Origin of the sequence: Thermoanaerobacter sp. X514, from assembly GCF_000019065.1 — a bacterium.
Lineage (GTDB): Bacteria > Bacillota > Thermoanaerobacteria > Thermoanaerobacterales > Thermoanaerobacteraceae > Thermoanaerobacter > Thermoanaerobacter pseudethanolicus.
On sequence record NC_010320.1, the window covers coordinates 2,039,411 to 2,052,524 of the forward strand.

A 13,114-nucleotide genomic window follows, 5' to 3' on the forward strand; every position below is an offset into this window, starting at 1 on the left:
CAAGCCAATGGTGAAAATATAACTTATTTTCAACATCAGCTTGTTTTATTTAAAATTTTAATTTAAATAAGTAAAGATACTGGATTCTCTAATGTTTTCTTTAAGTCAAGGAGAAATTTAGCAGCAGTAGCCCCGTCTATTAATCGATGGTCAAAAGAAAGGCTAAGTTTCATGATATGCCTTATAACAATATTGTTATCAAGAACTACTGGTTCTTTATATATTTTGTTGACACCCAATATAGCACTTTCGGGCGGATTTATAATAGGCGTGAAACTATCTATTTCATACATTCCAAGGTTAGTGATAGTAAATGTACTTCCGATTATTTCGTCTGGAGTAAGCTTATTATTTCTCGCTCTTTCGCTTAATTCTTTTATATTTTTTGACAATTCTAATAGACTCTTTTTGTCCGCCTCTTTCACTACAGGAACTATTAAACCATTATCTAAAGCCACTGCAATTCCGAGATTTATACTGCTATTTTTAATTATATATTCTCCTTCTATAGACCAGTTAACTACAGGATTTTTCTTTATAGCTATTACACATGCTTTTGCAATTAAATCGGTATAAGTAAATTTATTATCGCTAATATGATTTAAATTTTCTCTTAAGTTAACCAGTTCTGTGACATCCACTTTAATATCTTCTGTAACATGAGGAATTTCTGACCAGCTTTTTTTCATCCTTTGACTTATGGTTTTGCGAATATTGTCCATTGGCATTCTTTCAACTTTTTCCAATGCTTGTCCTTCTATTACTGCTACTTCTTTTTTTGGTCCCTCTTCTTCTGTTTTTACTTTTTGCTCAGAAATAAACTTTTTTACGTCTTCTTCAGTAATCCTTCCACCTGGTCCTGTTCCAGTTATTAAAGAAAGGTCTATGTTATTCTCCTTCGCCAACCTTTTTGCTACTGGAGTAGCTTTTATAAACTTTTCCTCACTTTTTTCTACTTCTTCTAACTTTTCCCCTTCAGCTGTAATTATTCCAATAGGAGTAGCTACTGGTACAATTTCTCCTTCATTTACTAAGATCTTCGCCAAAATTCCATCCGCTGGAGATTCTACAACATTGGTAATCTTATCTGTAGAAACCTCGACAATCTCTTCTCCTTTTTTTACAATATCACCAACTTTTTTAAGCCATCTATCTACTCTGCCTTCTTTCATTGTAAGTCCCAATTTAGGCATCACTACATTTACCGGCATAAAATCACCTCTTTACAAAAAATCCTATTTGTTGTGCAATTTCAAGCGTTTTTGTTACATTAACTCGATAAGGTCCACTCCGCGATATTCTAAAAATTAATCTATCACCTTCTTTTATTATCACTTCTCTTTCTCCATCCAATGCGATAGTACCTTTTTCCATCACCTCATAAGAATAATCTATGTCCATGTTCAATCTTTTACAATCAATTATCCCTACTTTTTCAACGACGCCCGGAGCTATAGGCGCCATGACCGACTCCGGGCTTTTCCCTATTTTTACATATATACCTCCATCCTCATCTTCTAACAATGTTGTTTTATAACCAGCTACAGAAGAAAAGCCGATGTTATTAGGGTGAGCCCTTGTAACAAAAATATCAGTTATTGTCGATATATCCCAAATCGCCTTAGTACCTGTAAAGTTCTCTTTAGATATTACAGCATCTATCAAAGCAATGTCTATTAACTTACCGTTTTTGTATATTTCTAATCTTTTATCTCTTTTACACAATATCTCTTTGTCAAATTTACCAGAAGATACTACAGAAGCTACAATGCCAGCTATAGTTCCTTCCAACATCATAGGATATACATTATTGGTACCTGTCGAAATTGGCAAAAGTGGTGTCTCGTTAATCACTTTTGCAATAACTCTGTTGGTTCCATCCCCCCCTAATGAAACAATGCATCCCACACCAAATTGTTCCATTATTTTCGTAGCTACCATTGTATCTGCAAAACTACCAGTTATAGTCATATCAAGTATCTCCACATCTATTCCCAATTGTTTTAAATAAATTAAGTTATTTTTGGCTTTATATCCAATTTCATAAGTGTCAGGCATTATATATATTTTCTCAGTACCAAATTTTTGAGCAGCCAATATAATTCTTTCTACTATGTTTACCTTTTCATAATTATCAATTACCGTCGCATGTGCAACCAATCGCCTTATATCTTTCCCCGATGACGGATTTGCAATTATCCCTATGGTTTTCATGTCTGCCTCCTTATATTTATCAAACAAAATGCTTTACGTCCTATGCTATTGATTTTACCGCCTTTATTATATCTTCTTCATTAGGGATTACAGCATTCTCAAGAACCGTCGTAAATGGAATTGGTGTATTTAAAGCTCCAATGCGTACTATCTGTGCATCTAGATAATCAAACATTTCTTCAGCTATCAATGCTGCTAACTCACCGCCCCAGCTACCCCTCTTAACTTCTTCTGTAACTATTACTATCTTGTGAGTCTTTTTTAGGGAATTAAAAATTTTTTCTTTGTCAAGAGGGAACAAAGTCCTCGGGTCTATTACTTCCACTTCTATACCCTCTTTTGACAATATTTCTGCTGCTTTTAACGCTTTATGGACCATGAGACCTGTTGCAACTACGGTAACGTCGCTGCCTTCTCTTTTGATATCTGCTACTCCAAGAGGTATGGGTTCATTAATATCAGGAACATCCCCTTTCATACTGTACAAAACTTTATGTTCCACAAAAACCACCGGGTTGTCATCACGTATTGCAGATATCATTAGACCTAAAGCATCTTTAGGAGTAGAAGGATAAACCACCTTTAATCCCGGCACATGAGTAAACCACGCTTCAAGGCTTTGTGAATGCTGAGCTGCTGCTTGTATTCCTGCACCTGCTGGCATTCTTAAAACCATAGGTATTGTGATTTTCCCGCCAAACATATACCTCATTTTTGCAGCCTGATTGACAAGCTGGTCCATTGCCACTGTTACAAAATCCATAAACATAAGCTCAGCAACAGGTCGCATGCCAGTAGCTGCAGCTCCTATCGAAACACCTGTAATTGCTGTTTCTGAAATAGGAGTATCTCTTACTCTGTCCTCTCCAAATTCATCTATCAAGCCGCGAGTTACGCCAAAAGTCCCTCCAAATCTCCCAATATCTTCTCCTAATAAAAACACTGCCGGGTCTCTTCTCATCTCATTTAAAATAGCTTCTCTTAAAGCCTCTGCATACGTCATATTCCTCATCTTACCCTTACCTCCTCTACTATATCTGTATAAACATCCTCTACCGCTGCCTCTTCTTTTGGATATGGGCTTTCTTCAGCAAACCTTACCGCTTCTTCTACCTCTTCAACTATCCTTGCCTCTATATCTTTTAATTCTTTCTCAGTTGCCACATCATTGTCGAGTATATGTTTACTTAATCGAAGTATTGGATCTTTTGCCAACCATTCTTCCACTTCTTCTTTAGACCTATAAATAGTAGGATCCCCTTCAAAATGCCCTCTATATCTATACGTTTTACATTCAACTAAAGTCGGACCGGCGCCACTTCTAGCCCTGTTTATAGCTTCTTTTGCTACTTCATATACTGCCAATACATCGTTTCCATCCACCGTAACCCCAGGAATACCATAACCAATAGCTCTGTCAGCTACATCTTTGATAGCTTGGTGCTTATCCTGCCTCATAGATATACCATAAAGGTTGTTTTCACAGACAAACACTACTGGTAACTTCCATATAGAGGCTATATTCAACGCCTCGTGAAAAGTACTCTGGTTGGAGGCGCCATCACCAAAGAAACATACTGCCACCTGATCAGTTCCTCTCATTTTAGCGGAAAGAGCTGCACCCGCTGCAATAGGAAAACCTCCACCTACAATACCATTAGCTCCTAAAATTCCTTTAGTGGCATCCGCTATATGCATAGATCCGCCTTTCCCTTTACAGTATCCCGTTTCTTTGCCATATAATTCGGCCATCATATATTTTAGATCGCCACCTTTTGCTATTAAATGACCATGACCTCTGTGAGTACTGGTAATATAGTCTTTATCCTCTAAATTTTCGCATACACCGACAGCTGTAGCCTCTTCACCAATGTATAAATGTACAAAACCTAAAACCTTCCCCTGAGCAAATAGTTCCGCGACTTTTTCTTCAAACTTCCTGATTTTAACCATTCTAGTGTACATATCAAGAAGAATATCTCTTGAAATTTCCATAACTATTCATCTCCTCCTCATTTTATACTTACCGTTATGCAAGCCACTGCAACTTCAATGGTGTCATCTTTGTCTCCAAATTCCGGCTCTTTTATTCCTGCTACCCTCATCCCCCCTTTTATTGCTTTTACATATTTTTCCCCAATGGGAAGCACAGCCTTTATTCCTTCTTCTTCAATTTCTTCTGGCCTTGATACTGCCACTGTAGCCTCTACAACTATCTCATTTAAGTCAACACCCAATATTTCCGTAAGTCCACATAGACAACTATGAGATATCGCATCTTTTACTGCCTTTTGAGCAGCTTTATTGACATCTTGACCGTGTAAATCTACTCCATATCCAAACTCGACTATAAACCTTTTAATAAGTACCGCCTCCATTTCTTAAAATTTTTTATCAAAAACAATGCTATTAAAATTAATATTCAAATTTCATGCCAAAATAAAAAACCCCTTAAATTAAGGGTTAATAAATTATCAATCTCATATTTATACAAAATCATTTGTCTCATTTTGAGATTCCTTTTATTTAGTCTCAATTTGAGACAGCAATTCCTTTACACTTATATTGTATTTTTTTATCTTTCTATAAATAGTAGCTCTACTCAAATTTAACATTTCAGCTGCCTTCAATATATTACCCTTGGCTATTTTTAGTGCTTCTCTTATGTTTTTTTCTTCAATAACTTCAATTGGAAAGATTGTAGTATTATTTTCCTGTTGTGCATTACTATTTTCACTTATATTTTCAGGGAAATACTCTTCGATAATTACTTTGCCTTCCGTAAGGTAATATGCCCTGTCAATAACATTTTGTAACTCTCGAACATTTCCTGGCCAGTTGTAATTCATCAATCGTTCTATAAACGATTCGCTTAAAACCTTATAATCTGAAACGCTTAAAGCATTATATCTATTAAGTCGTTCTACAAACACTTTAGCAAGAAGTTCAATGTCTCCTTTTCTCTCTCTTAAAGGAGGGATGTTTATTTTTATGACATTTATCCTATAATATAAATCATTTCTAAAATTCTTTTTATTCACTTCTTCACTTAAATTTCTGTTGGTTGCCGCAATAACCCTTACATTCAATTTCTTTTCCTCAGTGCCACCCACCCTTACAATTTTATGGTTATCCAGCACTCTTAAAAGTTTAGATTGCACCTCATAGGGCAACTCTCCAATTTCATCTAAAAATATCGTTCCATTGTCCGCTAGTTCAAATTTACCAGGTTTACCTTCTTTATTTGCCCCAGTAAACGCTCCTCTTTCGTAACCAAAAAGTTCACTTTCTACTAATTCTCTGGGTATAGAAGCACAGTTTACTGCAATAAATGGCCCTTTTGAACGTTTACTATAGTTATGTATCGCCTGCGCAAAAAGTTCTTTACCTGTCCCACTTTCACCTTCTATAAGGATATTGCAATCACTCTTCGCAGCTTTTTTAGCAGTTTCTATGATTTTTTTCATATTTTCATCATTTGTGATTATATCTTCAAATGTATAACTCGCTTTAAATCCTGCTAATTTATTAACAACATTATGAACATATTTCTCTTCTCTAAAAGTTACAACCGTACCTATAATTTTTCTGTTAGCTACTATAGGAACAGCATTTATACGACATGGTATTTTTTTGTTTCGACCATAAAAAATACATTCAACATCGTAATAGGGTTCTGTCTGACTTAGTATATCTTCAATTATATCCACATCTTCAAGTATGGACTGTATATGCATGCCTATAATTTCCTTCTTTGAAATATTTAATATCTTTAATGCTATTTCGTTAACCCTTTGAATAACAAAATTATGGTCCATTATAAGCATGCCTTCGTGAATAGAATCAAAAGTAGCGTCTATAAGTTTATGAGACTTGATAAGCGCAAGCTGCTTTTCAATAGAATAAGCTCCAGCAAGTACAATACCTAAATTGTGGGGGTGTGCATCCTCTTTTAATCCAGTCATATCAAGGCATCCTATGATATTACCGTTTTCATCATGAATAGGTGCTGCAGAACATGTAGCTATGTGATGGGTAATACAATAATGTTCGGCTCCCACCAGTTGTATAGGTTTATCAAGTTTTAAAGCCAAAGCAATCGCATTAGTCCCTACCGCTTCTTCTGTCCATAAAGCCCCCTCAACAAAGTTTAATTTTCTCGTCTCTCCCATTATACTATCATCGCCAATTCTATCGATAAGATAACCGTCCCTGTCTACAAGAACAAACAAAAAGCCCGAACCAGTTACTTGTTTATATATATTTTCCATAATAGGATGTGCAACAGATATTAAATCCTCATTTTGCCTCAACCTTATTTTCATATTATCTTCATCCAATATTTCCCCAACGCCTCCAAAAGGGTCTACACCATAGAATTTACAAAGTTCCCATGACTCTCTAATCTCTTCTTTAACACCTTCAGTAATTACCCCCTCATTAACGTATCTCCACCAAGCTTTCTCCATAAAAGATATAAAATCTTTCATGACACTCCCCCTTAAATCGTTTTAAAATTCTCCTCATGCAAAAACAAAGGCTTAAAAACTAAGCCTTTGTCAACTTCAATCCTTCATCAGCATAATAAGAACTTCTGACTAAGGGACCAGAAGCTACGTATTTAAAACCTAATTCATATCCTATCTCTTCATACCTCTTAAATTGCTGAGGAATAACATATTCTGCTACTTCTATATGTTTTGCTGAAGGTCTCAAATACTGTCCTATAGTCATCATGTCACAATCAACACTTCTTAAGTCTTTCATAACTTGTATAACCTCTTCTTCTGTTTCCCCAAGCCCCACCATAATTCCTGACTTGGTAAGAATATAAGGGTCTAATTCTTTTGACTTTTTTAAAAGGTTTAAAGACCTTAAATAATCTGCTTTTGGCCTTACATTGGGATAAAGTCTCGGTACTGTTTCTATATTGTGATTTATTATATCTGGCTTGGCTTCTACTACTTGAGCAATAGACTCTTCTTTACCCATAAAATCAGATACAAGTACCTCAACTGTAACTCCTGGCAATTTTTTAAGTTCATAGATTGTCTTTGCAAAATGTGATGCTCCACCATCCGGTAAATCATCTCTTGTAACACAAGTAACCACTACATGCTTTAATCCTAACTTTTGAGCAGCCTCAGCAATCCTTCGAGGCTCATCCTCATCAAGAGGTTGAGGATGTCCTTTTTCTACCGCACAAAACCTACAGTTTCGCGTACATATATTTCCCATAATCATAAAAGTGGCTGTCTTTCTCGCAAAGCATTCCCCCATGTTGGGACAATTGGCACTTTGACAAACTGTGTTTAAAGACATACTTTTTAAAAAAGCTTCCATCCTGTTTAAATCTTCGTTTAATAGCCTCACTTTGAGCCATTCAGGCTTTTGCATTATCAATCACCGCCAATCTATCTAAAGTTATCTCACTAAAGTGTATACCAAATACTTCGCTAAATTTATCAACCATTTTTTCTTTTACTTTTTCTATGTCTTCATTTATTCCAAGTTTTTGCATAGAAGTAACTCCAAACTCAGTGATGCCGCAGGCATTTATTAAGCCAAAATATGAAAGGTCAGTATTTACATTAAAGGCTATTCCATGCCAAGTAATCCAGCGCCTAACAGCGATACCTATGGCGCATATCTTTTCATCTCCTACCCATACTCCGGTGTATTTAGGCTTCCTTCCCGCTTTTATACCATACTCCTCCAGGAGTTTTATAATCGTCTCTTCTAATTTATAAACAAAAAGATGAACATCTTTTTGCCACTTTGCCAAATTAAATATAGGATAGGCAACTATTTGTCCTGGTCCGTGAAAAGTTATTTTACCTCCCCTTTCTACTTTATAAAGCTCCGCTTTTTTCTTAAGTTCCGCTAAAGGCACAAGGATGTTTTCGTCAAAACCACCTGAAACTCCTATAGTATATACTGGTGGATGTTGAAGCAATATAAGAATCCCGTCCGTCTCGCCCTTTTTAACTCTTTCAAAGGCTTTAAGCTGTATCTCTTTTCCTTCCATATAAGGTACAATTCCCAGTTTTAACACTTCTCCTTTTCTCAAGTGAATCTCTCCTTTAACTTATCCTTTATTTATAGGCATTCCTAATGCGTCTTCTGCTGCCTCTTTTACGCTTTCTGAAAGCGTAGGATGAGCATGAATTGCATCTGCTAATTCTTCTAATGTGAACTCTTCTTTTATGGCAAGTACACCCTCATGAATTATCTCTGTAGCACCAGCCCCTATTATTTCCATCCCCACTACTCTATTGTATTTTGCCTCCGCAATTATTTTAACAAATCCATCGTTTTGCCCCATAGTCATTGCTCTTCCTAAAGCAGTATAAGGGAAAGTGCCTATTTTTACATCTCCAAATTTTTCTCTTGCTTGAACCTCATTCAAACCTGCCCACGCTATTTCAGGATTTGTATAGAGACAATTTGGAACTATACTTAAATCCGCTTCCTTTTCTTCCCCTGCTATATTGTGAGCAGCTACAATACCTTGATAAGAAGCCACGTGAGCCAGTTGTATACCTCCTGTAACATCTCCAATTGCATATATATTTTTTATGCTTGTCCTCATGTGGGAGTCGACTTTTATGCCCTTTTTATCCATATCAAGATTTAAAGCTTCAATTCCATTTACATTGGCAACTCTTCCTACAGCGACTAAAACAGTATCACATTCCACTACCTGAGTATTCCCTTCTGTGGTATAAACTACCTTTAAACCTTCTTCTATCTTTTCTACTTTACTGTTTAAATGTAGTTCAATTTTTTTATGCCTCAAAATTTTTTCCATCGTATCTGCTATGTCTCTATCTAACATAGGCAAAAGTTGAGGAAGCATTTCAATGATGACAACTTTACTTCCTAAAGCAGAATAAATATTTGCAAATTCCAATCCTATAATTCCCGCCCCTATGATGACAATTTTTTCAGGAATTCTTTCAAGTTCTAACGCTTTATCACTTGTAATAACACCTTCTAAGTTAATCCCTTCAATAGGAGGTAAAAACACCTTTGAACCTGTTGCAATTATAAAATTTTCTGCTGTGTATCTTTTATCAACTTCTATAGTATTTTCATCAACAAACCTACCTCTCCCTTTTATAACATCTATATGGTGTAAGTTCATTAAATAGCCTACTCCACCGACAAGTCTTTTTACTACTCTTTCTTTTTTCTGACGAAGTTTTGCAATATCCACTGCATACTGGGCCATTATTCCAAAGTCTTTAGCATCTTTTATGGCATTTATAAGCTCAGCCGCATGAGAATAGACTTTCGTCGGTATACAACCTCGATTTAAACAAGTTCCCCCTAATGAATCTTCTTCTACAACAGCGACTTTTTTCCCTAATTCGCTGAGTCTAATAGCAGCAGTATAGCCACCAGGCCCTCCGCCTAAAACTATAACATCGTAATCCATTTTTCTCCTCCTTTTTGAGTGTATTGATTCTTGATTTATCTTTTTATTTATTTCTACACTTAACCTCAAAATCCTTCTTTCATCATTGTCAATAACATGTCAATTCTATTCAATAATCATTATGCATATATTTTAGCAAAGGGAGGGAAATTTATGGACAAGATTGTGACTAAAAAAGATGAGGATTTTTTACAGTATCTTTATCTTAAAGATAGAAAAATCATATTGAACACTATAGAAAATGGAAAAACAACAGAAGAAATCATTGTAAAAGACTGTTTAAGTGATTTTGACGCTTGTTACGACGAAGAAGGAAAACTAAACCTGATATACTATAATTCACAAGGAGAAATAATTTTTTTAATTCAAAAGAAAGAAGGATGGGTAGGAAAAGCTTTATACACTTATAAAGATAAAAAAACGTATATAAGCAATTTTAGCCTCTTTATAAAAAATAAAACACTTCACATATTTTTCACAATCAGTAATTCTAATAATCCTAGAGAAATCCATTTAATACACCAAAAATGGGCCAAAAATTGGAGCGGCAATAATATAGCTATTATAAAAAATATCTCTTTCACCCCTTTTTATGACTTATTCATTGATGAAGAGGAAAATATTCACTTGATTTACGTTACAAAAGAAAAAAATAACAGCCAACTTTACTACCTTAACTACGTAAAAGATAACTGGTCGCCAAAATTTCTAATTTCAGAAGCAGAAGGAATATACTATCCTACAATAACTGTAGATCCGCAAAAAAATGTACATACCTTATGGGTAGAAGAAGATATAATTCAAGAAATAAAATACAGAAAGAAAACCCCTGGAAGCTGGCCAAAAGGCAGTTGGGGTAGTATCACGACTTTGGCTTATTCTACAAATATTAAAAATTGCTATATCTCCCTTTTAGAAAATACTTTATGGTGCACTTACCTTCAAAACGATAGCTTTTTTGCCACCATGTCCTCTGATGGAGGAAATAGTTGGTGCAAGCCTTTTAAAATTCCTCCTTCTTTTTCTGAATACAACTTTTTTAAGTTAAAAACCCCAATAGACAGATTTCAAAGCAATTATTCATTTATAAGCGATAAAGGAGAAGTAATTCCTTCTTTGCAGTACACATTAACCAGCAAAAATGGAGAAAAAGATTCTTATTTCACTTTCTATATAAAAGAAGTTCAGGAGTATTTAAATATCCTAATAAAAAAGCTTGAAACTATCAAGGAGGAAAAAACAAGATTAGAAGAAGAACTAAGCAGAAAAAATGTTGAAATTACAATAAAAAACAAAAATATAGCCGATTTACAAGAATTATTAAAACAAACAAATGACGAAAAAATAAAAATTGCCCTTAAAGCGGACAATTACAATACAATGGTAAATAGTTTGATAAGAGAAAATGAAAATCTTAAAAAACAAATAAAAGATTTGCAAAATCAAATAATAACTTTAAACAGCAAGCTTGAATCTCTTCAAAATGTCAGCACTTTTCAAAAAATAAAAAGTATATTTATAAAAAGCGACGAACATTAAATAATTTTGACTATTTTATATCCCGCAGGAATTCTCTCTACTTCGTATATCCCCTTATAAGGAATGTTGAGCCTTTGCAAAAGGTTTTGTACTATTCGTAAAGATTCTAATCCAAACTTGAGAGAATGGCTACAGCTTTCCGTAATACTTCTGGGAGTTGGTACAAACTCCACCGGAATATTATTTTTCTTTAATATCTTTTCTGCCATTAAACCATGCTGATAAGAGTAAAAGACAATCAATCCATATTTCACTAATACCACCTCAAAATCAATATATTCCAATAAAGCAAAAGTTGATACAATGTTCCTATCTCACCATAAATTACTTGAAGGAATTTACAGCTGTCTGTAGAATATATGATTTGAGGTGGTAATAAAGAAGGACATAGAGCAAATATTTTAAACCCTTATTACAACAAGGTAGGAGTAGGAATAGTGAAAAATAAAGAGGACAATGGCATAATAGTGGTAGAAATGTTTATAAAAGATTAAATCCGGGTAAATCCCGGATTTAATCTTTTTCCATAAATACTTTATAGGCCTTATAAGCCATATACACATCTACTTTAGAAGATAACTCATAAGGCGCATGCATGCTTAAAAGTGCAACGCCACAGTCTAAAACTTCCATGCCATAATTTGCAACGTATTGGGCAACTGTGCCGCCGCCTCCCATGTCAACTTTGCCCAGCTCACCTGTCTGCCATACTACTCCATTTTCATTGAAGAGTTTTCTCACTTTGCCGACAAACTCAGCATTTGCATCATTTGACCCTGCTTTTCCTCTTGAACCAGTGTATTTAGTAATGCATACGCCTTTTCCTAAATAAGCAGTGTTTTGCTTTTCACTGACTTCTGGATAAGTAGGATCAAATGCAGCATTTACATCAGCAGATAGCAGTTCAGAATTAGCTAAAACCCTTCTCAATTTGATATCTGTATTTCCTTCGTATTTTTCTAATATTTCTGCAATAGCATTTTCGAAAAATCTTGATTGAAAACCAGTATTGCCCATACTTCCAATTTCTTCTTTATCAGCGAATATCGCAACAGCCGTCCTCTCTGGCACCTCAAGCTCAAGAATAGCTCTTAAAGAAGTATAAGCGCAAACCCTGTCATCTTGACCATAAGCCCCAATCATACTTCTATCAAAACCTATATCGCGAGGCTTATAGGCAGGCACTAATTCTAACTCAGCACTTAAAAAGTCTTCTTCCACTATGCCAAATTTTTCATTTAAATATTTCAAAATATTGGGTTTCACGCTGACTTCCTCAGAAAGAGGAATGCTTCCAATTACAGCATTTAATGCTTCTCCTGTAACCACTTCTGCTGCTTTTTTCTCCATCTGGTCTTTACCTAAGTGAGGCAATAAATCTGTTATATAAAGGACAGGGTCATTTTCATCTTCTCCCACTACAATGTTTATCTTCTCACCGTTTGCTTTGACAATTACTCCATGGAGAGCCAAAGGAGTTGTCACCCACTGGTATTTTTTAACACCGCCATAGTAATGGGTTTTAAATAAAGCCAAGCCGCCATCTTCATACATTGGATTAGGCTTTAGGTCAATTCTCGGAGAATCAATATGGGATGCTACCGCCTTTATCCCCTTTTGCATTGACTCTTTACCAATTACAGCTAAAACTACTGATTTCCCTTTGTTGTTGTAATACACTTTGCTGCCCGGCTTTAAATTTGTAACTTTTTCAATATTGATAAAGCCATTCTTTTCTGCTATTTCTATAATTTTCTCTGCCGTTTCTCTTTCCGTCTTACATTGTGCCATAAAGTCTTTGTAGTCTTCTGCAAACTGATAAACTTTTTCTTTTTCTTCATCAGAAATTTTTGTCCATGCATCTACGTTTTTGTAACCCAAACGCTTTTCAATTTCCTTTAAATCTTTATCTTCCAATGA

General features: G+C 35.1%; 12 protein-coding genes and 1 pseudogene. 2 read left to right on the forward strand and 11 right to left on the reverse strand.

Features of this window, described 5'->3' with window-relative positions; translation table 11 throughout:
- Positions 1 to 62: 62 nt before the first annotated feature.
- The 9 genes from TETH514_RS10190 to lpdA all read right to left on the reverse strand — a co-directional run bounded on the left by TETH514_RS10190 (position 63) and on the right by lpdA (position 9,655).
- Complete coding sequence (locus TETH514_RS10190; protein ID WP_009052562.1) at positions 63 to 1,211, reverse strand: dihydrolipoamide acetyltransferase family protein; 1,149 nt, start codon at positions 1,209 to 1,211, stop codon at positions 63 to 65.
- Positions 1,212 to 1,215: 4 nt separating this feature from the next.
- Positions 1,216 to 2,214: an ATP-NAD kinase family protein gene (locus TETH514_RS10195; protein ID WP_009052563.1), complete on the reverse strand. Its 999-nt coding sequence runs from the start codon at positions 2,212 to 2,214 to the stop codon at positions 1,216 to 1,218.
- A gap of 40 nt (positions 2,215 to 2,254) precedes the next feature.
- Positions 2,255 to 3,226, reverse strand: coding sequence for an alpha-ketoacid dehydrogenase subunit beta (locus tag TETH514_RS10200; protein WP_009052564.1), 972 nt, complete (start codon positions 3,224 to 3,226; stop codon positions 2,255 to 2,257).
- Positions 3,223 to 4,209 (reverse strand): pyruvate dehydrogenase (acetyl-transferring) E1 component subunit alpha, encoded by a 987-nt coding sequence (pdhA, locus tag TETH514_RS10205; protein WP_009052565.1) that lies wholly within the window; start codon positions 4,207 to 4,209, stop codon positions 3,223 to 3,225. Before pdhA ends, TETH514_RS10200 begins: the two co-directional genes overlap by 4 nt.
- 17 nt (positions 4,210 to 4,226) lie before the next feature.
- A complete protein-coding gene (locus TETH514_RS10210; protein WP_009052566.1) occupies positions 4,227 to 4,592 on the reverse strand; it encodes a Lin0512 family protein in 366 nt (121 codons plus the stop codon).
- A 144-nt stretch (positions 4,593 to 4,736) separates the two neighbouring features.
- On the reverse strand, positions 4,737 to 6,704 hold the full coding sequence (locus tag TETH514_RS10215; RefSeq protein WP_009052567.1) for a sigma-54-dependent Fis family transcriptional regulator: 1,968 nt from the start codon (positions 6,702 to 6,704) through the stop codon (positions 4,737 to 4,739).
- 58 nt (positions 6,705 to 6,762) lie between these two features.
- Positions 6,763 to 7,611 carry a lipoyl synthase gene (gene lipA / locus TETH514_RS10220; protein ID WP_003867259.1) on the reverse strand — a complete coding sequence of 283 codons (849 nt, stop codon included), beginning with the start codon at positions 7,609 to 7,611 and terminating at the stop codon, positions 6,763 to 6,765.
- Complete coding sequence (lipB, locus tag TETH514_RS10225; protein ID WP_003867258.1) at positions 7,598 to 8,284, reverse strand: lipoyl(octanoyl) transferase LipB; 687 nt, start codon at positions 8,282 to 8,284, stop codon at positions 7,598 to 7,600. The genes lipA and lipB overlap by 14 nt, the downstream gene beginning before the upstream one ends.
- A gap of 18 nt (positions 8,285 to 8,302) precedes the next feature.
- Positions 8,303 to 9,655 carry a dihydrolipoyl dehydrogenase gene (gene lpdA, locus TETH514_RS10230; RefSeq protein ID WP_009052568.1) on the reverse strand — a complete coding sequence of 451 codons (1,353 nt, stop codon included), beginning with the start codon at positions 9,653 to 9,655 and terminating at the stop codon, positions 8,303 to 8,305.
- Positions 9,656 to 9,808: 153 nt separating this feature from the next.
- On the opposite strand from lpdA, the gene TETH514_RS10235 reads away from it, so the two are divergent.
- On the forward strand, positions 9,809 to 11,194 hold the full coding sequence (locus TETH514_RS10235) for a hypothetical protein (RefSeq protein WP_009052569.1): 1,386 nt from the start codon (positions 9,809 to 9,811) through the stop codon (positions 11,192 to 11,194).
- On the opposite strand, the gene TETH514_RS10240 is transcribed toward TETH514_RS10235, so the two are convergent.
- The gene (locus TETH514_RS10240) at positions 11,191 to 11,448 is read right to left on the reverse strand and encodes a DUF3343 domain-containing protein (RefSeq protein WP_003867254.1); all 258 of its coding nucleotides are present in this window, start codon (positions 11,446 to 11,448) and stop codon (positions 11,191 to 11,193) included. The two genes, TETH514_RS10235 and TETH514_RS10240, sit on opposite strands and share 4 nt — an antisense overlap.
- Positions 11,449 to 11,568: 120 nt before the next feature.
- On the opposite strand from TETH514_RS10240, the pseudogene TETH514_RS12415 reads away from it, so the two are divergent.
- Positions 11,569 to 11,688 (forward strand): annotated as a pseudogene (locus TETH514_RS12415) (CAP domain-containing protein); the annotation flags it as partial.
- Positions 11,689 to 11,707: 19 nt separating this feature from the next.
- Here TETH514_RS12415 and TETH514_RS10245 read toward each other — a convergent pair.
- Positions 11,708 to 13,111, reverse strand: a complete 1,404-nt coding sequence (locus TETH514_RS10245) for an aminopeptidase (protein ID WP_009052570.1) — start codon at positions 13,109 to 13,111, stop codon at positions 11,708 to 11,710.
- Positions 13,112 to 13,114 lie beyond the last annotated feature (3 nt).

Coding starts and splice junctions, on each gene's coding strand:
- TETH514_RS10190 (WP_009052562.1), bottom strand. CDS start 1,211: ATGCCGGTAAATGTAGTGATGCCTAAATTGGGACTTACAATGAAAGAA.
- TETH514_RS10195 (WP_009052563.1), bottom strand. CDS start 2,214: ATGAAAACCATAGGGATAATTGCAAATCCGTCATCGGGGAAAGATATA.
- TETH514_RS10200 (WP_009052564.1), bottom strand. CDS start 3,226: ATGAGGAATATGACGTATGCAGAGGCTTTAAGAGAAGCTATTTTAAAT.
- pdhA (WP_009052565.1), bottom strand. CDS start 4,209: ATGGAAATTTCAAGAGATATTCTTCTTGATATGTACACTAGAATGGTT.
- TETH514_RS10210 (WP_009052566.1), bottom strand. CDS start 4,592: ATGGAGGCGGTACTTATTAAAAGGTTTATAGTCGAGTTTGGATATGGA.
- TETH514_RS10215 (WP_009052567.1), bottom strand. CDS start 6,704: ATGAAAGATTTTATATCTTTTATGGAGAAAGCTTGGTGGAGATACGTT.
- lipA (WP_003867259.1), bottom strand. CDS start 7,611: ATGCAAAAGCCTGAATGGCTCAAAGTGAGGCTATTAAACGAAGATTTA.
- lpdA (WP_009052568.1), bottom strand. CDS start 9,655: ATGGATTACGATGTTATAGTTTTAGGCGGAGGGCCTGGTGGCTATACT.
- TETH514_RS10235 (WP_009052569.1), top strand. CDS start 9,809: ATGGACAAGATTGTGACTAAAAAAGATGAGGATTTTTTACAGTATCTT.